Raw genomic sequence first — 25,834 nt, 5'->3', positions numbered from 1 at the left:
TCATTGCGTTCGCTGTGCGTCCAGCGGGGGGGGGGGCCGAGATAGGGGGGCGGAAGGGGCCGGTGGATCGGCTTTTCGCGTGGAACCATAGGTAGTAATTGGTGGATTCCCTTCAGTAAGGATGTGCGGGCGGAGGCGGCCCGGCACGAGGATCCTACCCTGATGATGGCGAACGCGAACGATGACGTGGCCCAGCAGGTCGCGGACATGCGGACGTTCATCGAACAGGACATGGATGCCATTTTGATCTCGCCCAAGGAACCGGCCGGGCTGACACCGGTCGCCGTCCAGGCGGCGGAGACCGGCATGCCGGTGTTCGTGCTCGACCGCAACGTCGAAACCGACCGGATGACGCACTTCATGGGCGGGGACAACCTGGCCATCGGTCGCGCCGCTGGCTCCTACGCCATGGATCTGTTGGGCGCCCGGGGGATGTCTCGGTGAGGGTCAGGGGTAAGCCCATCATCGGTCTTCGGCTTATGGCGCACCGGTTCCGGAAGGCCAGACGGCGGCGGCTGACTCGCTGGTCCGCGGCCGGGCAGCGGTCCGGCACATGGGCCGCGCTGGCCATCGGCGGCTCGGCCCTCCTGTCGGTTGGCGCCACCGTGATCGCCGTGGCGACCTTTGAGAACCTGGGCGCGGCGATCACTATCACCACCGAGGAAACGGTGCCGGCGTTCGGCGCGACTTTGCGCCTTCAGCAAACAAGCGCCGCCCTGGCGGCCACCGCGCCGCTCTTGGTCGCCTCGCGGTCGCGCGACGAGTTGCGGACCGAGGCGCGGCGCCTGAACGCGGTACTGAAGGAGGGGGCCGGCGACCTCAACGCCCTGCGACGGATTGGGCGGGCTGCGGCGGCGGACCGGGTGGAAGGGTTGGGCGAAGAGTTGGCCCACTCTCTGGAGAACCTGGAGGCGGCGACGGCGCGCTCGATCGAACTGGCGGACGACCGGGCGGCCGCTTTGGACGCGATCGCGGCGGCGCAGGAGTCCCTGCTGCGGATGGTCGGGCCGATGATCTACGGCGCGCGCGCCGAGTTAGGCCTGATGGCGCAGCGGGCGGTGCGGAGCAACCGGCGCAACCTGCGCTGGGTTCTGAACGGCCACGCGCGCTCGGTGGGTGTCGTCCGGGACGTTCTGCAGGCGGACCTCGCCATGGCGTGGCCTGGGTTCGCCTCCAAGGACGCCGACCGCGCGGGCGCTGCCGCGACCGACCTCAAAGGCGGGTTCGAGACGATGCCTCCGGCGGTTGCGATGCGGGCGGCGCTGGATGCGGCGGCGGATCACTTCGGTGACGACGGACTGCGGCCGCCGTTGGGCCCGTCGGGCGCGCGGGAGGATCTGTTGGCCTGGGTGGACGCCCGACTGGCGCGGGAGGCGGACAGCCTGGGGGCGCTTCCCAAGCAACTGGCCGCCGATCTGGAAACCACCATTTCCGACCTCATGGCCGGTGCGGTGGCCGACGTGACGTACATCGTGGACATCAAGGCCGAGGGCAACCTGATCATCGGCCTTCTGAACGCGGCAACCAACGCCGAGAGTGAGGCTGCGATCCATTCCCTCCGGGCGCGGGTCGCCCAATCGCTGTCGGTCTTCCAGGATGCGGTCGAGGTGTTCCGGCGCAGTGGCCTGGCGCAGCGCAATCCCGTGCTGCTGGAGGGTGTGCTGCGCAGTCGTGAGACACTGTCGCGTCTGGCTCAGGGGCGCAACAGTATCTTCGCGCTGCGTCTGCAGGAGTTAGAGGCGCTCGCGGACAGAGAGCGTAAGCTGGCAATGACCCAGGCCTTGTCGCGCGATCTGGGCGATGTTGTGCACGGCCTCGTCGTGTCGATGGAGGCCGAGGTCAATCAGCGCCGCCACGGGCTTGGCCAGTCGGTGCTGTCGAGCAAGGCGCTGCTGCTGGTGCTGTGCGCCGGCACGCTGTTGTTGGCGTCCGTCATTGCCGTGGTGACCCAGCGGGCGCTGGCCCGGAACGAACGGGCGCAGCGCGAGGCCCGGGACGCGGCCGAAGTGGCGAATCAGGCCAAATCTGGCTTCCTGGCCACCATGAGCCACGAAATCCGCACGCCGATGAACGCGGTCATCGGCTTTGCCCATCTCGCCCTGAAGACCGACCTGAACCCGCGCCAGCGAGACTATCTGGAGAATATCCGCAACGCCTCGCAAAACCTCCTGGCGATTCTTAACGACATCCTCGACTTTTCCAAGGTCGAGGCCGGCAAGATGACCCTCGAAGAGGTGCCGTTCAACCTGACCGAGGTCTTGGACGCGATGGTGACGGTCATGCGACCGCGCCTGCGCAGCAAGAACCTGGGGTTCGACCTTGTGGTCGGCGCGGATGTGCCGGCCGTTCTTATGGGCGACCCGGTGCGCCTCAATCAGGTGCTGATCAACCTGGTCGGCAACGCGGTCAAGTTCACCGAGAGCGGCGGCGTGACCGTGACGGTCGAGAGCGAGGCCGGCGCGGACACCGGCGCGCACACCGACACGGATACGCCGACCTCCACACCCACGCCGACACTGATCCTGGCCATTCGGGATACGGGCATCGGTATGAGCGCGGATGAGCAGGCGCGGCTTTTCGAGGCATTCAGCCAGGGAGACAGCTCGACCACCCGTCGGTTCGGCGGCACGGGCCTCGGGCTCACCATCGCGCGGCGTCTGGTGACCCTCATGGGCGGGACCATCGTGCTGGACAGCACGCTCGACCAGGGCAGCACGTTCACGGTTCGTTTGCCGCTGGTCCTGCCGCCCGAGAACGCGCGGCCGCGACCGCTGCCGGACATGCTCATGGGGGCTCCCGTGGTGCTGGCGTGCGACGGTGCGGATCGGCGTGGGGCGTTGACCCTGATGGCGCAGCGGCTGGGGCTCCAGGTCCGCGTCGCCGCGGTCTCGGCGGAGGCCATCGCGGAGGCCTGCCAGGATGATAACGGTGAGCGGGGGGCGCCGTGCGTCGTGATCGTGGACGGCGACGCGACGGACGCGCGGGGACGGCGCGTTACGCAGAGTCTGTTTGCCAGCCCGAGCCTGCCGCCGCTGATCGTCGCGGGTGGGGACACCGTGCCCTGGACCCTTGAGGGGGTGGTGCACCTGGAGACGCCGTTCACGGAGTGGCGGTTGCGCGACGGGATTCTGCGTCTGACCGGGCATCGGCGGGATGATCCCCGGGACCCCGGGTCCGAAGTGGCCGCCACGCTGGCCGGCACCCGGATTCTTCTGGTTGAGGACAACCCGATCAACCGTCAGGTGGCGCGCGATCTGCTGATGGCGGCCGATGTCATCGTGACCGTCGCGGAAAGCGGCTATCGTGCGCTGGACCTGCTGGCCCGGCAGACGTTCGATCTGGTTCTCATGGATGTTCAGATGCCGGGGCTGGACGGCCACGAAACGACCCGTCGCTTGCGGGAACGGGATGATCTCGCCGATCTTCCCGTGATCGCCATGACCGCCCATGCGATGGCGGCCGATCGGGAGCGCAGTCTCGCCAGCGGCATGAACGACCACCTGACGAAGCCCATCGATCCGTCGGCCCTGTTCTCGACGCTTGCACACTGGCTCCGGCGGGACCCCGCCTTGGCCAGGGGCCCCGGGTCGGACCCACAGCGCGCGGTCGCCTTGCCGGACAACCTGGGGCCGGCGCTGCTGGCGGTCCTGGACCCGCATCTCGCGCTGCGCTCCACCTCGGGCAACATCGGTTTTCTGCGCCAGCTTCTCAGAGACTTTGGTCAGCGGTACGCCACTCTGGCGCCGGCGTTGCGGGCAGCCCAGGAGTCCGGGCGGTTGGACGCAATGCGACGCATGGTGCACGCGCTGAAGGGCGCGGCGGCGACGCTGGGGGCCATCGAGGTGTCCGACCGCGCCGCGTCCGTGGATGCGCTGCTGGCGTCGGCACGGATGCCGCCGGACGGCCTTCTGACCGCGCTGGAGAATGCCCTGACCGCGCTTCTGGACGGGATCGCCGCTCTGCCCGAGGACGCGCCATGGGCGGAAGGGGCGCCCGCGGACGCCGCTGTGCGGCAGGATCTGGGGGCGCTTGTCGCCGCGCTGCGCGCGGCCCTGACGGTGGGGGATCCAGACGCCCTCCCGCTGGCCAACGCCCTGTTGCAGCGGGCACCAGAGGCCCTGCGTCCCCACGCCCGCAGCGTTCAGGCGGCGGCGGACGGGTTCGATTTCGACGATGCCCTGTTGGCTCTGACGGCCGTTGAGGTGGCTCTCGGCGTTGGCATGAGCCGTCTGTAACACCCGCCAAGGAAAGACCAGGCCACCGTTGCCGGCGGTTTCACTGCGGATGGGCGTCCGGGATCGTGCCCTGCAGGAAAATCGCGATGGCCATCGACAGCCGTTGGTCGGTGTGTTCCGTGTCTGGATATGTCGCGTCGGGATTCAGCAGGCGGTCGAGCGGGCTCTGGTAGACCATGTCCACCAGGATCGTGGCGGCGGTGTCCGCATCGCCGATCATAATATCGCCGGCCTGGGCGGCCAAGCGCAGTTCGTCGGCGACGATCCCCCGCACCGCCAGGAAACCCTCGCGGCAGAACGCCCGGGCCAGATCGGGGTGGCCGGGGGCTTCGGCGATCATGGCGCGCAGAACGGCGAGCCGTCGGTCGGACAGGCAATGCCGGGCCTCGTGCCAGAGCAGGACGCGCAGGCGCTCGGCCAGGGGCAGGGTGCGCGCTTCCGCCGGCAGGGGGCGGACAAAAGAGGCCCGCACCCGGCGGACCCAGGCCTCAAACAGCGCATCGCGCCCAACATATAGAGTATACAAGGTGCGTTTCGACATCCCGGCGGCACGCGCGATTCGGGACATCGTGGTCATGCGCAGGCCGTCCTCCGACACGACTTGCTCCAGCGCGTCGAAGATCCGGGCCTCGCGCGTCTCGGGATCCAGTGGAGGCCGGCCTCGTCGGCCAGACGGCGCTGTGGTGGCCCCCTCGCCATTGGTCATATCCGTTCGCTCCACCATCCGGCTTGAAACCGCGAAGCGTAAGGCGTATTTACGAAACCATCAAGTTTCCAAATTGGGCGGTTTGCCGAGACACGGCCCGCATCCGGAGAATCTCATGACACAGTTCAGACACAGCCCGATCGCTGTGGCGATCCTGCTCTTGTTTGTCACCGTCACGGGTGCGCGCGCTCAGGCCCCGCAAGGGGAACAGCCGCCGCAGGCGGTGACCGTGGTCACGCTCAAAGCTCAAGACGTCACACTGACCGCCGATCTGCCGGGGCGTGTGGTCGCGTCGCGCACGGCGGAGGTGCGACCGCAGGTCGACGGCATTATCATGGAACGCCTGTTCGAGGAAGGCTCGGAGGTCACGGTCGGGCAGCCCCTGTATCTGATCGATCCGGCCACCTATGAAGCCCGGGTGGCGGCCGCTACGGCCCAGGTGACGCAGGCGCAGGCCACGCTGAAGGCGGCCGAGCGCGATGCCAACCGGCAGGCCGATCTGGTCAAACAGCGTGTTGCCAGCGTGCGGACCTACGACGAGGCCGTCGCCGCCCGCGACGAAGCCGAAGCCGCCGTTCAGGTCGCACAGGCCGACCTGAAATCGGCCGAAATCCAGTTGGAACGCACCACGATAAAGGCGCCGATCGACGGTGTGATCGGCCGCTCCCTGACCACCCAGGGCGCACTGGTCACCAACGGTCAGGCGCAGGCGCTCGCCATCATCCGCGCCATCGACCAGGTGCAGGTCGATGTGACCCAGTCGGCGGCGGAAATCCTCGCCTGGCGGCGCGGTCTGATGTCGGCCCGCCTGAAGGAAAAGCCGCACGCGGTGTCCCTGATCCTCGCCGACGGCTCCCGCTACGAGGCCACCGGCTCACTGGAAGCGGCCGAGCCTTACGTCAACGAGCAGACCGGGGTCGTTACGCTGCGGTTGGAGTTTCCCAACCCGGACCACCTTCTTCTGCCGGGCATGTATGTGCGCGTTCTGATGCCGCAGGGGATCGTGGAGGACGTGGTTCTGGCCCCGCAGCGGGGCGTCTCGTATGACCGCCGCGGCCGGCCGGTCGCCATGGTCGTCAACGCGGACAATGTGGTGGAAGAGCGCGTTCTGGACATCGTGGAAGACCGGGGCTCCGACTGGATTGTGGGCGGCGGCCTGAACGACGGCGACCGCATCATCGTGGCCGGCCTGCAGAAAGTAAGCCCCGGCGCGACGGTGGCGCCGGAAGAGCAAGCCGCCGAATCCTCGGATGCGTCCGCGGCGGAACAACCATCCGACGGGTCCTCGGATGAATCAGCGGCTGACGATTCGTCCGCCCCAGCCCAGCCCTGATCGGGAGTCGGACGTATGGCTCGCTTTTTTATCGATCGTCCGGTCTTTGCCTGGGTGATCGCCATCATGATCATGGGCATCGGCGTTCTGTCGGTCCTGTCGCTGGCGATCTCGCAGTACCCACAGATCGCACCGCCCGCGGTGAGCATTTCCGCCACCTATCCTGGGGCGTCGGCCGAAACCATCGAAAACACGGTCACGCAGGTGATCGAGCAGCAGATGACCGGTCTGGACGGCCTGCGCTACATGGAAGCCGAGTCCAATGCGTCGGGCTCCGCCTCCATCACGCTGACGTTCGAGACGGGCACTGACCCCGATATCGCCCAGGTGCAGGTGCAGAACAAACTCTCCCAGGCGCAGCCCCTGTTGCCGGTTGAGGTGCAGCGCCAGGGTGTGACCGTCCGGAAATCGGCGGCCAGCTTCCTGATGGTGATCGCCCTGATTTCGGAGCGGACGGGCGAGAACGCCCTGGAGCAGGTCGATCTGGCGGACTATCTGGCGTCGAACGTGACGGACGAGATCAGCCGCGTGGAAGGCATTGGCGAGGTGCAGCTGTTCGGCTCGTCCTACGCCATGCGCATTTGGCTTGACCCGTCCAAGCTGGCGGCGTTCGAACTGGCGACGTCGGATGTGGTTGCGGCCGTGTCGGCCCAGAATGCGCAGATCTCGGCCGGCCAGTTCGGCTCGCGGCCGACGGTGGACGGGCAGCAGCTCAACGCCACCATCAACGCGCAGTCCCTGTTGCGGACCCCCACCGACTTCGAACAGATCGTCGTCCGGGCTGAAACGGACGGCGGGCTCGTTTTACTAAAGGATGTCGCTCGGGTTGAGATCGGCGCGGAGAGCTACCGGACCTTCGCCCGTTACAATGGCCAGCCCGCGGCCGCTATGGCGTTGCGGCTGGCCAGCGGTGCCAACGCGCTCGATACGGCCGAGCGCGCGTTGGCGCGCATGGACGAGCTGTCGGAGTTCTTCCCGGAAGGCGTGTCCTACGTTCTTCCCTACGACACCACGCCCTTCGTCGAGATCTCGATCGAGGAGGTGGTGCACACCCTGTTCGAGGCGATTGTCCTCGTGTTCTTCGTGATGCTCCTCTTCCTGGGGAACATCCGGGCCACACTGATTCCGACCCTGGCCGTGCCCGTGGTGCTTCTGGGCACCTTTGGCGTGCTCGCCGCGGCCGGCTTCACCATCAACACCCTGACCATGCTGGCGATGGTGCTGGCCATCGGCCTGCTCGTGGACGACGCCATCGTCGTGGTGGAGAACGTCGAGCGCATCATGGAGGAGGAGGGGCTGAGCCCGCGCGAGGCCGCCCGCAAGTCCATGGGGCAGATCTCGGGCGCGCTGGTGGGCATCGCCTTGGTGCTGTCCGCGGTGTTCGTGCCGATGGCCTTCTTCGGCGGCTCCACGGGCGTGATTTACCGCCAGTTCTCGATCACCATCGTCTCGGCCATGGCCCTGTCCGTGGTGGTCGCCCTGACCCTCTCGCCGGCTTTGTGCGCGACCCTGCTGCGGCCGCCCAAGGAAGAGAAGAAGCAGCGTGGCCCGCTGGCTTGGTTCAACAGCGCCTTCAACCGGTTGACCGGCGGCTACGGCTGGACGGTGTCCGGCGTGGTCCGCCGCCCGCTGCGTGTCGGTCTGATCTATCTGGTGCTGGTCGGCGCCATGGGGTTCCTGTTCACCAAGACCCCCACCGGGTTCCTGCCGGATGAGGATCAGGGCATCCTGTTCGTCCTGGTTCAGGGTCCCCCCGGGGCGACGGCCGAACGGACGTCGGAGGTGCTTGAGGACATCGAAGACTATTTCCTGAACGAGGAGTCCGACGCCGTCAAATCCCTGATCACGGTGGGCGGCTTCAGCTTCGCCGGTCAGGGTCAGAACATGGGCATCGCCTTCGTTCGGCTGAAGGACTGGGAGGTCCGCGACGATCCATCGCTCAGCGTCCAGGCGTTGGCCGGCCGTGCTTATGGGGCCTTCAGCCAGATCCAGGACGCCATGGTGTTCCCGATCGTGCCGCCGTCGGTGATCGAACTGGGCAACGTCTCTGGCTTCGACTTTTACCTTCAGGCGCGGGGCGGTCAGACGCACGACGAACTGGTGGCGGCGCGCAACCAGTTGATGGGCCTGGCGTCGCAGAACGCCATGATCGCCTCCATCCGACCCAACGGGGTGGAGGACGCGCCGCAGTTCAACCTGGAGATAGACTGGCGGAAGGCGGGGGCCATGGGCGTCACCGCCGAGGACGTGGCCGATCTGCTGTCCACGGCCTGGGCCGGAAACTATGTCAACGACTTCCTGAACCGCGGCCGAATCAAGCGCGTTTACGTGCAGGGCGAGGCCGAGGCGCGCCGCGTCCCCGGGGACATCGAACGGTGGCGGGTGCGCAATGCCAGCGGGGGCTTGGTGCCGTTCTCCAACTTCGCCGAAGGCTCATGGGAGTACGGCCCGCAAGGGCTCTACCGCTACAACGGTGTGCCGGCCATGCAGCTTCAGGGCAGCCCGGTTCCGGGGGTGACCACCGGCGAGGCCATGGCGGAGATGGAACGGCTCGCCGAAAAGCTCCCGCCCGGGTTCGATCTGTCCTGGACCGGTCTGTCCCTCGAAGAACAGCAAACCGGCGGCAAGGCGCCGTTGCTCTACGGCCTATCGCTTTCCGCCGTGTTCCTGTCGCTGGCCGCGCTGTACGAAAGCTGGGCCATTCCGGCAGCGGTCATGTTGGCGATGCCGATCGGCGTGCTGGGCGCCCTGGTCGCGGCGCACGTCGGCGGCTTCGCGAACGACGTGTTCTTCCAGGTCGGGCTGCTGACCACCATCGGTTTGACCGGCAAGAACGCCATTCTGATCGTTGAGTTTGCGCGCCACCGACAGGATGATCTGGGTGAGCCGTTGCTGCCGGCGGTGATCGAAGCGGCGCGGCAGCGTTTCCGCCCGATCATCATGACCTCCATGGCCTTCGGTCTGGGTGTCACGCCGCTGGTGTTGAGTTCGGGCGCCGGTGCCTCGGGGCGGAATGCCATCGGCTCCGGCGTGCTGGGCGGAACCCTGGCGGCCACCATCCTGGGCGTGCTGCTTGTGCCGCTGTTCTACGTGGTCATCCGGCGGCTGTCGCGGCGGGGGGAACAGAAAGAGGCTGCTCCTGCATCGTCCGAGTCGCCACCATCCTGAGGACGCGCATCGTTACGGTTGTTGCGAGCGGGGGCCTTCGTCGAAAGACGGGCCCCCGTTTCGCGTTGCGGTCCGCCTCGTTGCTCATTTCGTAACGTCCCCATAAATCTTGTCGTTCGCATTGACTTTGAGAATGAGTTTCATGTAATTTCCGCTCTCTGCCCGTTTCTCCGCACAAAACGTGGGGCCAAGTGCCCGGATGCTGGAATGACGGTTCGAGGTCCAACTGAGGCAAGAGGCGCGATCCATGCGCATGCTCACCGTTATCTTCTTGTGTGTTCTCGGCTTGGCTGGGCCTGTGGTTGCGGCGGATGCGCCCGATTACCGCAGTCTCGTCGACCGCATCGACGTCCTGCTGGAAGAGGCCCGGGACGCCTACGCCAGCGGGGACGTGGAGGCCGCCAAGACGGCCGTGCAGCGATCCTATTTCGAGCTGTTCGAGAACCTGGAAGGACCGATCCGGGTCAACGTCTCAGCCCAGCGCAGCTATGAGCTTGAGGCGGAGTTCGGCGATATCCGCCAGCTCATCATCGACGGCGCGCCGGTGGAGCAGGTGACGCGCCGGATCGATGACCACGTGGCCGCGTTGGACGCGCTGGTGCCGACGCTGGAGGAGGGTTTCGTTCTGCGGGCCGAACCCACCGTCGGCGATACGGACGAGACCGCGTCGACGCCCGCGCCCGAGGCTCCGGCTCTGCCGCAGACAGTCGAGCCCTATTGGGAGCAGGCGGTCGCCAGCATCCGCGCGGACCTCAACGCCGCCGCCGATGCCCTGGACGCCGGCGATCCGGAGGAAGCAAAGCGCCTGATCCAGCAGGCGCAGTTCGAGGGCTACAAGAACAGCCTGCTGGAAACCGCCATCCGCCGCCACGTCTCGCAGCGCCAGGACATCGCCTACAACGCGGAGTTTACCCGCATCCTCGGGCTGGTCGAGGACGGCCGCGAGGCGCGTCTGATCCGGGGGTCCGCCCGGGTGATGGCCGAGGAGATGACGTCGCAGCTTCCGGGCTTGCCGCTGGTCGGTGCCGCCAAGGAACGGGCCGAGGCGATGCCGGAGCCGCAGATCGATTGGGCGGCCGTGGCCGATCAGGTGAACGCGGCCGTGGACGAGGCCATCACCCGGGCGGGGGCCGGGGAGGTCAACAGCGCCATCAGCCTGCTTCAGGACACCTACTTCGACGTGTTCGAGGCCAGCGGCATGGAAGGCCGCATCGGCGCACGCGACCCGGCGTTCAAGGCCACGTTGGAGGGGCATTTCAGCAAGCTGATGGCCCTGGCGCGCGCCGGGGCCTCGACCGACGCCATGGCCGCGGAGGCCGAGGCCATGCGTGCCGATCTCGACGACGCCGTGACCCTGCTGGACCCCACGGGCAGCGGCAGCGGTTGGCTGGCGCTGTTCGGCTACGCGCTGCTCATCATCCTGCGCGAGGGCTTCGAGGCGATCCTGATCGTCACCGCGATCATGGCCTATCTGGTCAAGACCGGGCACCGCGACAAACAGGGTGTGATCGTCAACAGCGTGGTCGTGGCCCTGCTGGCCAGCGTGGTGACGGCCGTGTTGCTGAAGCTGGTGTTCCAGGCCTCCGCCGCCAGCCAGGAGGTGCTGGAAGGCGCCACCATGCTGCTGGCCGCCATCATCCTGTTCACCATGAGCTACTGGCTGGTGTCCAAAGCCGAGGCCGCGAAGTGGTCCGCCTACATCAAGGACAAGGTCCAGGGCTCGCTGTCCTCCGGCTCCATGAAGGCGCTGTGGTTCACCAGCTTCCTGGCGGTGTACCGGGAAGGTGCGGAGACCGTGCTGTTCTTCCAGGCCCTGACCACCGACGCCGACGCCACCGGGCTGGCCGGCGTGGCGGGCGGGTTCCTGGTCGGCTGCGTGGCGCTGGGCTTCGTCTATTGGGCCATGCGGGCCGGCGCGCTGCGTCTTCCCATCCGGCCCTTCTTCCGGGTCACCGGCGCGCTGCTGTACGCCATGGCCTTCGTCTTTGCCGGCAAGGGCATCATGGAACTGGTCGAGGGCAAGGTGCTGTCCCCGACCCTGATCTCCTGGGTGCCGGAAGTGCCCGCCCTTGGCGTCTATCCGTACTGGGAAAGCCTGCTGCCGCAGGTCGCCCTGGTGGTCGCGGCCCTGGTGGCGCTGGTGGTCGTCTCCCGCCAGCGTCCCGCCAAGGCAGCGACCGTCTCCGGCGCGTCCGCACCGGAGTCCGGCCGGGGCTAGGCGGGTGACCGCCGCCCGGCCCCGACCGGCCCGAACCGCCGGCCGCGCCGACACCAACCACCGACCCCGAATCCGTCTAAGGAGAGAGAGACCGATGAAGCGACTGACCCTTATGGCCTCCGCTTTGGCGTTGACCGCCAGCAGCGCCTTCGCCGCTGAGGAGTTCAAGGAATTCCCGATCGGCGAGGCTCAGACCATCAACACCCTTGAGGTGGCGGCTGTCTACCTGAAACCGATCGATATGGAGCCGCGCGGCATTGATCTGCCGGCGTCCCAGGCCGACATCCACCTGGAGGCCGATATCCACGCCGCGCAGGGCAACCCCAACGGCTTCGGCGCCGGCGAGTGGGTGCCGTACCTGACCGTGTCCTACCGTCTGGAAAACCTGGACACCGGCAAGACCCAGAGCGGCAACCTGATGCCGATGGTCGCCGTCGACGGACCGCACTACGGCGCCAACATCAAGATGCCGGGCGCGGGCAACTATGCGCTCAGCTACCACATCGAGTCGCCGGCCCGTCAGGGCTTCGGTCGCCACACCGACGAGGCGAGTGGCGTGGGCCAGTGGTTCCAGGCCTTCGACGTGGACTACGACTTCCAGTACGTGCCGCTCGACTGATCGTCGACGCACGACATTCCGGCCGGGCGGTCTCCGCGTTGCGTGACGCGGGGACCGTTCGGGCGTTCCGCAGGCCTCGCTTCAAGGACCGGGTCGCATGACCTTTTTCATCACCACCCTCGCGCACGCTCTTGTGCCCTTGGCACTGGTCGTGGCGCTGTTACCGGCGGCGGCATCGAGCGCGCCAACTGGCGGGATCTCCGGCGGGCGCGCCGTCGCCCGACATGGCGGCACGCTGTTGATGGTGGGGGTTGGGTTGATCCTCGGGGCGCTGGCCGCGCTCGTTGCTGCGCTTCAGGCCAGCGAGACCGAAATCAGCACGCTTCTGCACAGTGTGGCGTTCGGGGTGGGCGCGTTGACCTTGCTCGCCTTGGCCCTGAGCGCCGGAACGCGGCGGCTGGGCGCGCCGCTTCTGACCGGGGTCGGCCTGTTGCTCGTCGGGGTGCTGGCGGCGCGCGGCGTGTTCGAGGCCTGGGCCTGGAGCATGGACCGCAGCCTGACCGCGACCGACGTCATCAACACCGAACTGATCGTCAATTGCGCCGGTCTGATCGTCGGTGCCGCCCTGGTCGCGCTGCTCGCGGCGGTCACCTGGCGCGTCGCGCTGACCGCCGGACGTCTGGCCGCCGGGCTGGCCCTGGCCGTGGTGCTGGTCGCCGAGGTGCTGACCGGGTCGGCCTCCGCCCTGCTAGGGCTGCTGCGCCTGGACATGGTGACCGTCACCTCCGGGCGCATTTCGTATGTCGCCAAGGTGACGATGCTCGACCCCTGGGTCGTCTATATGGATCTCGCGCTCGTCGGCGCGCTGGTGCTGGTAGCGTTCCTGCGCCGCCCGCGTGTGCCGGCCGTGCCGGCCGCTGCGTCCTCGGCGGAGCGCGTGGCGCATCGCCGCCATCGCGCCCGGGCCGTCGGGCACCGCCAGTGGCGTACCGCCGTGGCCGCCGTCGGGGCGCTGCTGTTGGTGACCATCAGCTATCAGGACCTCTATGCCTCGCTGCCGCCTTCGCTGTCCCCGGCGGAGCCCGTCGAGATGGACGCGGCGGGCGAGCTGCGGATCCCCATCGACGCCGTGAAGGACGGGACGCTGCACCGCTACGCCTACATCGCGTCGGACGGGCACCGGGTCCGCTTCTTCCTCATCAACCGCTATGACCCGGAGCACGCCTACATCGGCGTGGTCTACGACGCCTGCATGATCTGCGGCGACGACGGCTACATCCAGAAGGGCGATGAGATCATCTGCATCGCCTGCAACGTCCGCATCTTCCGCCCGACCATCGGCAAGGCCGGCGGCTGCAACCCGATCCCGCTTGACCATACGGTGGAGGACGACACCATCGTCATCACCCGCGCGGCGCTGGAGAAGGGAGCCCGCTACTTCTCCGAGGTGGTCGAGGTCGAGGCGACGGACCCCGTGACGGGCGAGACCGTCATCAACCTGAAGGCGCCGTACCAGTACGACTACGGCGGCCGCACCTACTTCTTCGGCAGCGAAGACTCCTACGAGACCTTCCGGGCCGATCCGGAGGCGTACACCGGGGAGGACGAAGCCCGGTACCTGCGCATCCAGGGCCATCAGAGCACGGAGGGCTGATTCATGCTGCTGCGCATGCTGTGGCAATCGTTGTTCGAGGGCCGGCGCCGCAAGGCCCTGGCCGCACTGACCGTGGCGCTGTCGGCCACGCTGGTCACCACGCTGTTCGCGCTGTCGGTGGATGTCGGCGACAAGATGGCGCGGGAGATGAAGTCCTACGGCTCCAACATCCGCGTGACGCCCAAGAGCGAGACCATGAGCCTTGTGGTCGGTGGCGTGGACTACAACCCGCTGAAGGACAAGGAAACGCTGGCCGAGTCCGACCTCTGGAAAATCAAGGACATCTTTTGGCGCAACAACATCGTCGGGCTGGCGCCGCGCCTGACCGCGCCGGTGACCGTTCAGGTCGGCGGGCGCGACGGGGCGGGCAAGGCGTCGGTGATCGGCACCTACTTCGATCAGCGCGTGCCCCTGCCGGATGATGCCCAGTACCGGACCGGCGTGCGGACCATCAACCCGTTCTGGGAGGTCGCGGGCGCGTGGCCGACGGAACCGGACCCCGACGATACGGCCGCACAGGTCGAGACCGTTCTGGTCGGGGCCGCCCTGGCCGAGCGCCTGGGTGTGGCCGCCGGGGACCGCCTGACCCTGGCGCCGCGCGGCGAGGGGGTGACGGCCGATCCGCGCTCTGTCACCGTCTCCGGCGTGTTGCGCACCGGTGGGCCGGAGGACAACGCCATCGTGGCCCCGCTGGCACTGGCCCAGGCGCTGACCGGTCTGGCCGGGCGGGTGCAGGCGGTGGATGTCAGCGCCCTGACCATCCCGGAGAACGAACTGTCCAGCAAGGCACGCCGCGACACCGGCGATCTGACCGCCGAGCAATACGATTCCTGGTACTGCTCCGCCTACGTCAGTTCCATCGCGCACCAGATCGAGGAGGCGATCGTGAACGCCGCCGCCCGACCGGTATGGCAGGTGGCGGCGGGCGAGGGCGCCGTGATCGGCCGTATTCAGACGCTGCTTCTGGTGGTGAGCCTCGCCGCCGTGGCGGCCGCCGCCATGGGCGTCTCCGCGCTGATGAACACGACGATCCTGGAACGCGCCCGCGAGATCGGTCTCATGAAGGCGCTGGGGGCCGCCGGCTGGGAGATCCACGCCCTGTTCCTCGGTGAGGCCGGGTTGGTTGGTCTGATCGGTGGCGCATTCGGGGTTCTGTGTGGCTGGGGCGTGGCCCAGGCGGTCGGTTGGGGTGTGTTCGGCAGCGGCGTGGACATGCCGCTGATTACCATTCCCATCGTGTTGGTGATCTCCGTCCTGACCGTGCTGGTGGGCTCCATCCTGCCGGCGCGCACCATCACCCGCCTGCATCCGGTGGAGGTGCTCCATGGCCGCGCCTGAGTCTGTCGTGTCGTCTCGGCCATCGCGGTTCTCGGCCGCCCGCCTGCGCATGGCGGCCCGTCTGATCCTGCGCGCGCTGACCGCGCAGGGCAGCCGGATCGGCGTGGCCGTGGGCGCGATCCTGGTGGGCGCTGCGGTCATTTCGGCGCTGACGTCGCTGTACCTCGACATCTCCCGCAAGATGAGCGAGGAGCTGCGCGCCTACGGTCCCAACATGATCCTGACCCCGCACGCCAGCGAGGACGAGGATGTGGCCGTGCGCGGGGTGGATATCGCCACCGTGCAAGCGGCGCTGGACGTTCTGCCCGCCGACCGGCGGCTGGGCAGCACGCCCTTCCTGTATGGCATGGTGCGCCTTCCGCAGGGCACGGCGGTGCTGGTCGGCGCCAACATGCAGGGCCTGCGCGCCATCTCGCCCTATTGGCAGGTCGAGGGGGGCTGGGTCACCGCCGACTTCGACGAGCGCAACGCCATGGTGGGCCGTCGCCTCGCGGACTCCCTGGGGTTGGAGTTGGGCGACACCGTGCCCTTGCGCGCGGACGCCGGCACCGCGCCGGCCGAGGTCACGATCAAGGGCATCGTCGAGACCGGGGAGGCGGAGGACGACCAGATCTTCGTCAATCTGTCGCTGGCCCAGCGGCTGCTCAACCGGCCGGGGCAGGCGGATCTGGCCATGGCCAGCCTCGTGGCGCAGGGGCCGGAGGCGGATGCCCTGGCCGCCGAGGTCATGAAGCAGGTCCCGGCGCTGGATGTCCGGCCCATCCGCAAGGTCTCGCAGAACGATGGCGAGGTGCTGGACCGCATCGACGGCCTGATGGCCCTGGTGGCCGGCATCATCCTGGTCATCACCACGCTGTGCGTGAACGCGACCCTGACGGCAATGGTTGCCGAACGCACGCCCCAGATCGGCCTGCAAAAGGCCATCGGCGCCAGCAACCGCAGCATCGTCGGCCAGGTGCTGACGGAGACCGCCGTGATTGCCCTGATCGCCGGGACCCTGGGTCTTGCTCTGGGCTTCGTGCTGGCCCAGGGGCTGGGGCAGGCGGTGTTCCACGCCTGGGTCGGCTTCCGGCCCGTGGTCGTGCCGCTGACGTTGGGCCTGTGTCTGGGCGCCGCCCTGCTGGCCGCCATTCTGCCCGTGCGCGGCGCCGTGCGCGTCGTCCCCGCCCAAGTGCTGAGAGGAGACTGATCCCATGGCGCCCATGGACCAACTCGCCGTGGCCCGCACCCGCGACGCGGCTGACGCGACGCCGGACGCGCGCCGCGAGGTGATCGGGGCCGAGGGCCTCGGCCGCCGCTTCGGCACCGTCGAGGCGCTGGTGGACGTGACCTTCACGGTGCGCCAGGGTGACTTCCTGGCCATCATGGGGCCGTCCGGCTCCGGCAAGACGACGCTGCTCAACATCCTGTCGCTGCTGGACGCGCCGACGTCGGGGTCCTGCCGCCTGGACGGCATCGAGACCGCGACCCTGTCCGAGGCCGACCGCGTCGTCATCCGCCGCGAGAAGGTGGGGCTGGTGTTCCAGACCTTCCACCTGATCCCCTATCTGTCGGCGGTCGAGAACGTGATGCTGGCGCAGCATTACCACTCCATCGCCGACCGGGACGAGGCCTTCGCGGCGCTGGAGCGCGTGGGCATGGGTCACCGCGCCGACCATCTGCCGTCCCAGCTTTCGGGCGGGGAGCAGCAGCGGGTCTGCATCGCCCGCGCGCTCATCAACGCGCCGGCGCTGATCCTGGCCGATGAGCCCACCGGCAACCTGGACGCGGACAACGAGGCGCGCGTCATGGACCTGTTGGACAGCCTGCGTCACGAGGGCCGGACCATTGTTCTGGTCACCCACAATCCGGAGCTTGGCGCCCGCGCCGACTCCATCCTGCGGCTCCAGCACGGGAGGGCGGTGTGATGGGTATACGAACGTCCGCGTCTTTCGGAGGATTTGGCGGCGCCCTGCTGGCCGGGATGCTCGCCGTCACGGCCCTGGGCGGCTGCGAGGACCGCAAGGAGGCCGCGAACCAGGAGGCGACCGGCTCGGCCGCGCCCGAACTCGTGGCGACCACTCTGGCCGGCGACGTGGTCCGGCTGGAGGACCTGCGGGGCAAGGTGGTTCTGGTGAACTTCTGGCTGGCGGAGTGCGGCCCGTGCCTGGCCGAACTGCCGGACTTCGACCGCTACTATCAGGCCCACAAGCATGAGGGGCTGGAGATCCTGGCCATCAACATGGGCCAGTCGGAGGACGCGGTGCGCAAGGCGATCCGGCGCATCGACGTCACGTTCCCGATGCTGGCCGATCCGCTGAAGATCACCACCACCCGCTACAACGTGCTGGCGGCGCCGACCTCGTTCTTGGTGGACGCCGAGGGCCGCCTGGTGGAGCGGATCAACGGCCCGATGAACCACCAGGATCTGACGAACCGGCTGGCACCGCTTCTCAACGACGCGCCGGCGGACGGCGAGGCGGCGCCCGCTCAGGGCGACGGGAACGCCGCGACGTAGGCGGCGAGGGCCTCCACCTCGCGATCGGTCAGGCCGGCCTTGATGCGGTCCTGCATGCTGCGGGGATCGGCACGGCGGGCGATCAGCGTCTCCCGCACCGTCTCCGCGTCCAGGGTGCGCAGGGGGCGGGACTGGCCCAGGGCCTTGTCCTCACCCTGACGGCCATGGCAGTCGGCGCAGGTGTCGCGGTAGAGGCGCGCGCCCTCTGTGGCGTCCTGGGCCTGGGCGGGTGCGGTCAGTGCGAGAACGACAATCGCCGCCGCTAGGAGGGCGACATGCCGATGGGCGAACGAAGTGATTTGTGTCTGCGTCATAATAAGGGAAAAATCAGCGGAATATGAGGTTCGAGTCAAGGGTAATATGACCACTGTAAGGTTGCGTGCTCTGTTTTGTTATTGTGGTTGAGAGTATTCGTTTTTCATTGTGATGAGTGGACCCTGTGGGTGCGGAGACTTATGGGTACGGAGGTTAGGGCATGAGTCGTTTTCGTCGCCTGTGCGTGGCGCCCGTTCTGGGCGCGGTTCTGCTGGCGCTCTCCGCCTGCGATGATGGCGCGGGGGATGGCGGGCTGGTGACCGGGGCGACCGAAGGCAAGCGACCGCCCTCCGTTGCGCTGGAGGCGGTGCAGGATCCGGAGGGCGCGGCAACGGCCGGCCTGGAGGCCTATCGCGGCAAGATCCTGGTGCTGGGGTTCTGGCTCGGCGGTTGCGCGCCCTGCCTGACGGAAATGCCGGAGCTGGTGGAACTGCACAAGGCCTACGCGGACCAGGGCGTGGAGGTGCTGCTCGTCAACGTCGGCGGCAGCCCGCCCACCGTGCGCCGGGCGATCTCGGATTTCGGCATGCGGTTCGGCATGACGTTGGATACGCTGGCGCTGACCGCGACGCGGTTCAAGGTGGGCGTGTTCCCGACCACCTTCGTGATCGACCGGGAGGGAGTGATCCGCGCCCGTCTGGCCGGCAACCGCAAGCCCGGCACCATCAAGACGGCCGTGGACGGCCTGCTGTCCTGAGCGCGGTGATCCCTGCGTTCCCCTACAGCTTCCCCTTCAGTTCGGATTTTTTGTAGTTACTAAAATGGCCTTCCTTGGCGGCGGCGGATCGGGCGCGCTGCGTGGCGGCCTTCACCCCACCGCCGATGGTCGGCGCCGAGAGCAACCGCTTCACCTCCGCCGCGCCGCAGGCGGGGCAGGCCGGCGCGTCGGTGTTGCTGCTGCTCACCAGGGTTTCGAACGCCTCGCCGCAGCGGGCACACTCATAGGCATAAATCGGCATCGCGTCGTGTCCCGGACTGGAAAACCCCTAACGGCTGCAGGGTAGCGCGACCGGGCGGCCGGGAACAAGGTATCCGCGCCGGCCGTCACGGCGCTTCGACCGGAAGGAACAGGTCAGGCAGCAGGGGCTTCGACGGATCGACGGCGTAGGGCGTCAGGTCCGTGACGCCCGCCTCCGCCAGCACGTCCTCGTCGAGGAAGAACCGCCCGGTGCAGTCCCGGGCCGGACGGGTCAGGATCGCATGGGCGGCGTCGGCGACGATCTCCGGCGTGCGGCAGTGCTCCGGTTTCACGGCGTCGCCTAGCATGGCCAAGGCGGCGGTGTGAATGACCGTGCGCGGCCAGAGGGCGTTGGCGGCGATGCCGGCCTCCCGGAATTCCTCCGCCCAGCCCAGCACGCACAGGCTCATGCCCATTTTGGCGATGGTGTAGGCCACATGCGGGCCGTACCACGCCGGGTCCAGCGACGGCGGCGGTGACAGCGTCAGGATATGGGGGTTCGTGGCCGTCCGCAGCCAGGGCAGGCAGGCGCGGGTGACGGTGTAGGTGCCGCGCGTGTTCACCTGCATCATCAGGTCCACCCGCTTCATGGGCGTCTCGGCGGTGCCGGTGAGACTGATGGCGCTGGCGTTGTTCACCACGATGTCGATGCCGCCGAAGGTCTCTGCCGCCTGTTGTGCCGCGTCATCGACCGCCGCGTCGTCGCGAATGTCCACGGCCAGGGGCAGGGCGCGGCCCCCGGCGGCCTCAATCGCCGCCGCCGCCGTGTGGATGGTGCCCGGCAGCTTCGGATGCGCGTCCGTCGTCTTGGCCGCCACCACGATGTTGGCGCCGTCCCGCGCGGCGCGCAGGGCGATGGCCAGCCCGATGCCCCGGCTGGCACCGGTGATGAACAGGGTCTTGCCGCGCAGATCGGCCATGGGGTTCGGTCTCCGTTCGAAAAAGCGTCAGGGCGCCGTGAGGATCAGGCTGTCGTCCATGCCCTTCCAGGACTCGACCCAAGCGGGCAGGGCCGGGGCGGCGCCGACATAGCCGGCCGCCCGCGCCACCGTCGCTGGCGCCACGGTTCCCTCCGCCGCGACGAAGGCGCCGCGCACCACCGCCTGACAGACCAGCCGATCGCCGGACTCCAGCCGGTGCTCGATGTAGATCCAGCGGTCGTCCCAGGACAGCATGCGGCTGGTCAGGCGCACCGGCTGGAACGCCCGCAACGGCCGGCGGAACCGCACCACGGTGCCGCCGATCACCGGCGCCCATGTGTCCCGCAGCACCGCCCGCCACAGGCCGGAGCGCAGGATCAGATCCATGCGCCCCAGGTCCATCAACGCCAGATACCGGGCGTTGGTCATGTGCAGGTTGAAGTCCAGGTCCGTGGGCCAGACCCGGAACTCGAGGGTGGAGGCGTCCGTCAGCCCCAGCCGACGCCGTCCCATACTGGTCAGGAGAACCCGGAGCAGGCGAAACCAGAGGTTCATGACGGCCTCCCCGTTCGGTGGATCAGAACGCCGCGTCGTCGAACGCCATCATGGACTCCCCGCCGGCCATGACCTGCGAGAACAGGGCACCCGATTGCGGCAGCATGCGCTCCATGAAGAACCGCGCGGTGGCGACCTTGGCGGCGTAGAAGCCGTCGGGATCGTCGGTGCCCACGTGGGGCAGGGCAACCTCGGCCATGCGCGTCCACAGGTAGGCCAGCGCGGTCAGGCCGAACAGGCGCAGGTAATCGCTGGCCGCCGCCCCGGCCTCGTCCGGGTTGGCCATGCCGGTGCGCGCGACCTGCGCCGTGGCCTGCTGCAGGCGGGTGAACGCCTTCGCCAGCGGCATCACGAAGGGCGCCAGGGCGTCGACCTCCATTTTAGCCTCGATGTACGCCGACACCGGATGGAAGAAGAACCGCAGGGAGCGGCCGGCGTTGGCGGGCAGCTTGCGCCCGACCAGATCAAGCGCCTGGATGCCGTTGGTGCCCTCGTAGATCTGTGCGATGCGGGCGTCCCGCACGTACTGCTCCATGCCGTGTTCGCGGATGTAGCCATGACCGCCGAACACCTGCACACCGTGGTTGGTGGTCTCGAACCCCATGTCGGTCAGCAGCGCCTTGACGATGGGGGTCATCAGGGCGACGAAGTCCTCCGCCTCCTGCCGTTGGACCGGGTCCGGGTGGCGCGTCTGCTCGTCCAGCGCCCGGGCGACCCAGGCCGCCAGCGCGCGGCAGCCCTCCACGGTGGCGCGCTGGGTCAGCAGCATGCGCCGCACGTCCGGATGCACCAGGATGGGATCGGCGGCCTTGTCGGGCGCCTTCGCGCCTGTAAGGGCACGGCCCTGGACCCGCTCGCGGGCGTATTCGACCGCGCCCTGATAGGACGCCTCGGCCAGTCCCAGGCCCTGAACGCCCACGGCCAGGCGGGCGGCGTTCATCATGGTGAACATGGCGCGCATGCCCTTGTGGGGCGCGCCCACCAGCCAGCCGGTGGCGTCGTCGAAGTTGAGCACGCAGGTCGAGGACGCCTTGATGCCCATTTTGTGCTCGATGCTGGCGCACTGCACGCCGTTGCGCGCGCCGACGCCGCCATTGTCGTCCGGCACATACTTCGGCACCACGAACAGGCTGATGCCCTTGATGCCCTTCGGCGCGTCCGGCAGGCGGGCCAGCACCAGATGGACGATATTTTCCGTCAGGTCGTGCTCACCGGCGGAGATGAAGATCTTGGTGCCGGTCAGGCGATAGCTGCCGTCGTCCTGCGGGTCCGCCTTGGTGCGGAGTAAGCCCAGGTCGGTGCCGCATTGGGGCTCGGTCAGGCACATGGTGCCGGACCAGGTGCCGTCGACCAGCTTGGGCAGGAACGTGTCCTTCAGCTCATGGGTCCCGTGGTGGCGCAGGGCGGCATAGGCGCCGTGCGACAGCCCCGGATACATGCCGAAGGACAGGTTGGCCGAACAGATCATCTCGCTGATGAGCGTATCGACCATGTGCGGGGCCCCTTGGCCGCCGTAGTCGGGATCGCAGGACAGGGCGGTCCAGCCGCCCTCCCGGAACAGCGCATAGGCTTCCGGGAAGCCGGTGGGGGTCCGGACCACGCCGTTCTCCAGGGTACAGCCCTCCTCATCGCCGGAGCGGTTGAGGGGGTGCAGCACCTCGGCGGCGATCTTGCCGGCCTCTTCCAGGATCGGGTCGATCAGGTCGCGGGTGAACTCCTCGTACCCGGGCAGATCGGTCAGGCGGTCGCCCTCCATCAGCTCGTAGAGGACGAAGCGCATGTCGCGCAGGGGCGCGGTGTAGCTGGCCATCGTCGGGATTCCTGTCGTGATGGAGGGGATCAGTTGCGCAGCGGCTTGCCGGTCATCAGCATGCTCTCGACCCGCGCCAGGGTGCCGGGGGTGCGCACCAGGCGCATGAAGTGCGTGCGTTCCAGCTCCAGCAGCGTGTCCTCGCCCACCGGCGCCAGGACATCGGCATCGTCCCCGCCGGAGAGCACCGCCGCCAGCGCGCCCGCCACGATTTCATCGTAGGGCGTGGCCTTGCCCGTCTTGCGGAAGCCCTGCACGGCCATGCCCATGGCGGTGCGGCCGGACGGTCCCGGCAGGACGATCTCACGCGGCCCCGGCGGGGTGTACCCCTCCACCATCGCCAGCGCCCGGGCCTTGGCGTCGGCCAGCAGGCGGGCCCGGTTCATGGTGATGCCGTCGTGCGGGCGCAGGAACAGCCGCTCCTTGGCCTCGGCCGCCGACTTGGCGACGGTGGCGGTGCTGATGGTCTCGAACACTGTGGCCGCCGCCGGCATCGGTCCCTTGGGAAGGCGACCCAGGGTGGACCAGCGGTGCAGCATCTCGGTGCAGCCGCCCCAGGCCGGCACCAGCCCGACGCCGCATTCGACGAGCCCGATGTAGGTTTCGGCGTGGGCCTGCACGGCGTCGCAATGCAAGACGATCTCGCAGCCGCCGCCCAGCGCCATGCCGGAGGGGGCCGCCACCACCGGGAAGGGCGCGGTGCGCAGGGCGCGATAGGTCTCCTGCCCCTGCTCGACCAGGCTTTCGATCTCGCTCCAGGCGGCGATGTTGGCCGCGAACAGGGCGAGGCCCAGGTTGGCGCCGACGGAGAAGTTGGTGCCCTCGTTGTGGATCACCAGCGCCTTGAAGTCTCTCTTCACCCGGCGGATGGCTTTGCCCAACAGATCCATGATGTCCGGATCCATGGAATTCATCTTGCTGGTGAATTCGAAGCAGGCCACGCCATCGCCGATGTCCCACAGCGCGGCGGAGCCGTTGCGCAGCACCGGTTTGGCGGCACGCTTGACGTCCTCCAGCAGCAGGACGCCCTCGGGCCGCTCCACCGGGTGATAGGCGCCGTCGAGGCCGAGGTATTCCAGCTGGCCCGCGTCGACGCGGTAGAACGTGCGCCCGGCCGCGGTCTTCAGGATCTCCGGCACCGGGTGGCCGTCCGCCGCCAGTCGCTCCGCCAGCCAGTCGGCGCCGATGCGGTCGATCAGCTCGAACGGCCCTTGCTTCCAGGCGTAGCCCAGGCGCATGGCCTCATCGATGGCGACGATGTCGTCGGCCACGACCCCGACTAGGGAGGCCGCATAGGCTAGCGTCGGTCCCATGACCGCCCAGGCGTAGGCGCCGTGCGGGCTGTCGTGGCTGAGCAGGGCGCGCAGGTCCTTGCCGCTCTCCTTCACCGCCGGCACGTCGGCCTTGCGCGCGGGGCGGAAGAGACCGGATGTCAGATCGATGGCTTCCTTGACCTTGCTGCCGCCGGCGCGGTTGAGGCGGTAGAACCCGCCCTTACCCTTGCGGCCGGTGTAGCCGTCGGCGATCAGGTCGCCGATCAGCGGCACCGGGCGGTTGATGGTGTGGAACGGATCGCCCTTCGGAAGGGAGTCCGCCAGACTGGCGTTCACATGCGGGATCAGGTCCAGGCCCACCAGATCGAGCAGGCCGAACACGCCGGTCTTGGGGACGCCCATGGGACGGCCGATGATAGCGTCGACGTCCTCGATATCCAGGCCGCGCTCGAACGCTTCCACCACCGCCGACTGGCTCCAGAACACGCCCAGCCGGTTGGCGATGAAGCTCGGCGTGTCCTTGCAGTGCACGACGCTCTTGCCGAGGTGATGGTCGGCGAAGTGCTCCACGGACGCCGCCGCCTCCGACCGGGTTTTCGGTCCGGTCACCAGTTCCAGCAGCCGCATGTAGCGCGGCGGGTTGAAGAAGTGGGCGATCAGGAAGTCGCGGGCGAAGCGCTCCGGCAAGCCCTCGATCAGCGTCGCCAACGGTAGGGTGGAGGTGTTGGAGGACACCACGCTGCCGTCCTTGCGCACCGCCTCGACCTTTTCATACAGCGCGCGCTTGATGTCCGGGCGCTCGATCACCGCCTCGATGATCCAGTCGGCCTCGGCCAGTGCGCTTAGGTCGTCCTCCAGATTGCCGCAGGTGATGTTTTTGGCGGCGGCCTTGCCCATGAAGGGGGCGGGGTCGGCCTTCAGCATGCGGGCCACCGCGCCTTCGGCAAGCGCGTTCCGGCTGGAGGCCCCCTTCGGCACGATGTCGAGCAGCAGCACCCGCGCCCCGGCGTTGGCGGCGTGGGCGGCGATGCCGGCTCCCATCACCCCCGCGCCGAGGACGGCGACGGTCTTGATGTCGGTCATCACACGGCCTCCAGGATGGTGGCGATGCCCTGGCCGCCGCCGATGCACTGGGTGGCGAGCGCGTAGCGGCCGCCCTCGCGCTTCAGCAGGCTCGCGGCCTTGCCGACGATGCGCGCGCCCGTGGCGCCCAGCGGGTGGCCGAGCGCGATGGCGCCGCCGTCCAGGTTCACCTTGGCCTCGTCCAGGCCCAGGTCGCGCAGGCAGGCGAGGGACTGGCTGGCGAAGGCCTCGTTCAGCTCCACCACGTCCAGATCGCCTGCGTTGAGTCCGGCGCGTTCCAGCGCCTTGCGGGTGGCGCCGACCGGACCGATGCCCATGATCGTCGGGTCGCAGCCACAGACGGACACCGATTTGACCGCCGCCAGCACATCCAGGCCCTTGGCCTCGGCATAGTCGGCGGAGCACACCAACACGGCGGCCGCGCCATCCGTCAGCGGGGAAGAGGTGCCGGCCGTTACCACGCCCTCGGCATCGAAGGAGGGCTTCAGGCTGGCCAACCCCTCCGCCGTGGTGTCGGGGCGCGGGCAGCCGTCGGTCTCGACCGTGCCCTTGCGGCCGGTGATGGGGACGATCTCATCCGCGAACTTGCCCGCCGCCTGGGCCGCCGCCGCCTTCTCCTGGGAGCGCAGGGCGAACGCCTCCTGTTCGTCGCGCGGAATGGACCAGCGCGACGCTACGTTCTCGGCGGTCTCGCCCATGCCCATGTAGGCGCCGGGGTTCGCTTGGGCGAAGTCCGGGTGGGGCAGGGGGTTGAAGCCCATCATGGGCACGCGGCTCATGTTCTCCACACCGGCGCAGACGAAGGCCTCGCCCGCGCCCATCGCGATGGCGCCGGCCGCGACGTGGACCGAGGTCATGGAGGAGCCGCAGAACCGGTTGATCGTGGCCGCGCCCACCGACTGGGGCAGCCCGCTCATCAGGCCTACGAGGCGGGCGAGGTTCAGGCCCTGCTCGCCTTCGGGGAAGGCGCAGCCGAGCAGCAGATCCTCGATATCCTCGGGGGCCACGCGGGACCGCTCCACCAGGGCGCGGACCACCTGCGCGGCCAGATCGTCGGCGCGCACGGAGGCCAGCGCGCCCTTCTTCGCCAGGGTGAACGGCGAACGCGCATACCCGGCGACAACCACCTTCTTCATCGACGTGTCTCCAGCGAGGGGGTGTTGGAGGAGAATGCCGGCGAAGAGGGCGGATGCGGGGTCGGGCGGAGCGCC

At 68.4% G+C, this 25,834-nt stretch carries 20 protein-coding genes; 12 read left to right on the top strand and 8 right to left on the bottom strand.

What is annotated here, in order from left to right; genetic code table 11:
• The first annotated feature begins 66 nt into the window (after positions 1 to 66).
• Together GGD82_RS04940 and GGD82_RS21365 are read left to right on the top strand one after the other, a co-directional pair.
• Positions 67 to 444 carry a substrate-binding domain-containing protein gene (locus GGD82_RS04940; protein ID WP_150061950.1) on the top strand — a complete coding sequence of 126 codons (378 nt, stop codon included), beginning with the start codon at positions 67 to 69 and terminating at the stop codon, positions 442 to 444.
• A complete protein-coding gene (locus tag GGD82_RS21365) occupies positions 441 to 4,235 on the top strand; it encodes a hybrid sensor histidine kinase/response regulator (RefSeq protein WP_150061951.1) in 3,795 nt (1,264 codons plus the stop codon). The genes GGD82_RS04940 and GGD82_RS21365 overlap by 4 nt, the downstream gene beginning before the upstream one ends.
• A 40-nt stretch (positions 4,236 to 4,275) precedes the next feature.
• Here the strand turns inward: GGD82_RS21365 and GGD82_RS04930 are convergent, their stop codons facing one another.
• On the bottom strand, positions 4,276 to 4,941 hold the full coding sequence (locus GGD82_RS04930; RefSeq protein WP_170284246.1) for a TetR/AcrR family transcriptional regulator: 666 nt from the start codon (positions 4,939 to 4,941) through the stop codon (positions 4,276 to 4,278).
• Between the two features lie 115 nt (positions 4,942 to 5,056).
• Between GGD82_RS04930 and GGD82_RS04925 the strand changes: the two genes are divergently transcribed.
• The 9 genes from GGD82_RS04925 (at position 5,057) to GGD82_RS04885 (ending at position 17,708) form a co-directional block, all read left to right on the top strand.
• A complete protein-coding gene (locus tag GGD82_RS04925) occupies positions 5,057 to 6,274 on the top strand; it encodes an efflux RND transporter periplasmic adaptor subunit (RefSeq protein ID WP_150061953.1) in 1,218 nt (405 codons plus the stop codon).
• A 15-nt stretch (positions 6,275 to 6,289) separates the two neighbouring features.
• The gene (locus tag GGD82_RS04920) at positions 6,290 to 9,442 is read left to right on the top strand and encodes an efflux RND transporter permease subunit (RefSeq protein WP_150061954.1); all 3,153 of its coding nucleotides are present in this window, start codon (positions 6,290 to 6,292) and stop codon (positions 9,440 to 9,442) included.
• A 247-nt stretch (positions 9,443 to 9,689) separates the two neighbouring features.
• Positions 9,690 to 11,660: an FTR1 family iron permease gene (locus GGD82_RS04915; RefSeq protein ID WP_150061955.1), complete on the top strand. Its 1,971-nt coding sequence runs from the start codon at positions 9,690 to 9,692 to the stop codon at positions 11,658 to 11,660.
• Between the two features lie 94 nt (positions 11,661 to 11,754).
• Positions 11,755 to 12,279, top strand: coding sequence for an iron transporter (locus GGD82_RS04910; RefSeq protein ID WP_150061956.1), 525 nt, complete (start codon positions 11,755 to 11,757; stop codon positions 12,277 to 12,279).
• Between the two features lie 97 nt (positions 12,280 to 12,376).
• A complete protein-coding gene (locus GGD82_RS04905; RefSeq protein ID WP_150061957.1) occupies positions 12,377 to 13,873 on the top strand; it encodes a Fe-S-containing protein in 1,497 nt (498 codons plus the stop codon).
• 3 nt (positions 13,874 to 13,876) lie between these two features.
• Positions 13,877 to 15,211, top strand: coding sequence for an ABC transporter permease (locus GGD82_RS04900; protein WP_150061958.1), 1,335 nt, complete (start codon positions 13,877 to 13,879; stop codon positions 15,209 to 15,211).
• Entirely contained in the window at positions 15,198 to 16,400 is a 1,203-nt protein-coding gene (locus tag GGD82_RS04895) for an ABC transporter permease (protein WP_246163804.1), read from the top strand. The genes GGD82_RS04900 and GGD82_RS04895 overlap by 14 nt, the downstream gene beginning before the upstream one ends.
• A 4-nt stretch (positions 16,401 to 16,404) precedes the next feature.
• Positions 16,405 to 17,118 (top strand): ABC transporter ATP-binding protein, encoded by a 714-nt coding sequence (locus GGD82_RS04890; RefSeq protein ID WP_211364741.1) that lies wholly within the window; start codon positions 16,405 to 16,407, stop codon positions 17,116 to 17,118.
• Positions 17,118 to 17,708, top strand: a complete 591-nt coding sequence (locus GGD82_RS04885; protein WP_246163806.1) for a TlpA family protein disulfide reductase — start codon at positions 17,118 to 17,120, stop codon at positions 17,706 to 17,708. The genes GGD82_RS04890 and GGD82_RS04885 overlap by 1 nt, the downstream gene beginning before the upstream one ends.
• Here GGD82_RS04885 and GGD82_RS04880 read toward each other — a convergent pair.
• Positions 17,681 to 18,022: a c-type cytochrome gene (locus GGD82_RS04880; protein ID WP_150061959.1), complete on the bottom strand. Its 342-nt coding sequence runs from the start codon at positions 18,020 to 18,022 to the stop codon at positions 17,681 to 17,683. The two genes, GGD82_RS04885 and GGD82_RS04880, sit on opposite strands and share 28 nt — an antisense overlap.
• 161 nt (positions 18,023 to 18,183) lie before the next feature.
• On the opposite strand from GGD82_RS04880, the gene GGD82_RS04875 reads away from it, so the two are divergent.
• A complete protein-coding gene (locus GGD82_RS04875) occupies positions 18,184 to 18,720 on the top strand; it encodes a TlpA family protein disulfide reductase (protein ID WP_150061960.1) in 537 nt (178 codons plus the stop codon).
• 22 nt (positions 18,721 to 18,742) lie between these two features.
• Here the strand turns inward: GGD82_RS04875 and GGD82_RS04870 are convergent, their stop codons facing one another.
• The 6 genes from GGD82_RS04870 to GGD82_RS04845 form a co-directional block, all read right to left on the bottom strand.
• Positions 18,743 to 18,982, bottom strand: coding sequence for an FmdB family zinc ribbon protein (locus GGD82_RS04870; RefSeq protein WP_150061961.1), 240 nt, complete (start codon positions 18,980 to 18,982; stop codon positions 18,743 to 18,745).
• Between the two features lie 85 nt (positions 18,983 to 19,067).
• Entirely contained in the window at positions 19,068 to 19,901 is an 834-nt protein-coding gene (locus GGD82_RS04865; RefSeq protein WP_150061962.1) for an SDR family oxidoreductase, read from the bottom strand.
• Positions 19,902 to 19,928: 27 nt separating this feature from the next.
• Positions 19,929 to 20,456 carry a thioesterase family protein gene (locus tag GGD82_RS04860; RefSeq protein ID WP_150061963.1) on the bottom strand — a complete coding sequence of 176 codons (528 nt, stop codon included), beginning with the start codon at positions 20,454 to 20,456 and terminating at the stop codon, positions 19,929 to 19,931.
• Positions 20,457 to 20,478: 22 nt separating this feature from the next.
• Positions 20,479 to 22,266 (bottom strand): acyl-CoA dehydrogenase C-terminal domain-containing protein, encoded by a 1,788-nt coding sequence (locus GGD82_RS04855; RefSeq protein WP_150061964.1) that lies wholly within the window; start codon positions 22,264 to 22,266, stop codon positions 20,479 to 20,481.
• A gap of 29 nt (positions 22,267 to 22,295) precedes the next feature.
• On the bottom strand, positions 22,296 to 24,623 hold the full coding sequence (locus tag GGD82_RS04850) for a 3-hydroxyacyl-CoA dehydrogenase/enoyl-CoA hydratase family protein (protein ID WP_150061965.1): 2,328 nt from the start codon (positions 24,621 to 24,623) through the stop codon (positions 22,296 to 22,298).
• A complete protein-coding gene (locus tag GGD82_RS04845; RefSeq protein ID WP_150061966.1) occupies positions 24,623 to 25,759 on the bottom strand; it encodes a thiolase family protein in 1,137 nt (378 codons plus the stop codon). The genes GGD82_RS04850 and GGD82_RS04845 overlap by 1 nt, the downstream gene beginning before the upstream one ends.
• Positions 25,760 to 25,834 lie beyond the last annotated feature (75 nt).

The organism is Roseospira marina (genome assembly GCF_014197855.1).
Lineage (GTDB): Bacteria > Pseudomonadota > Alphaproteobacteria > Rhodospirillales > Rhodospirillaceae > Rhodospira > Rhodospira marina.
The sequence above is the reverse complement of the archived record's forward strand: the minus strand, read 5'-3'. Positions and strand labels throughout refer to the sequence as shown.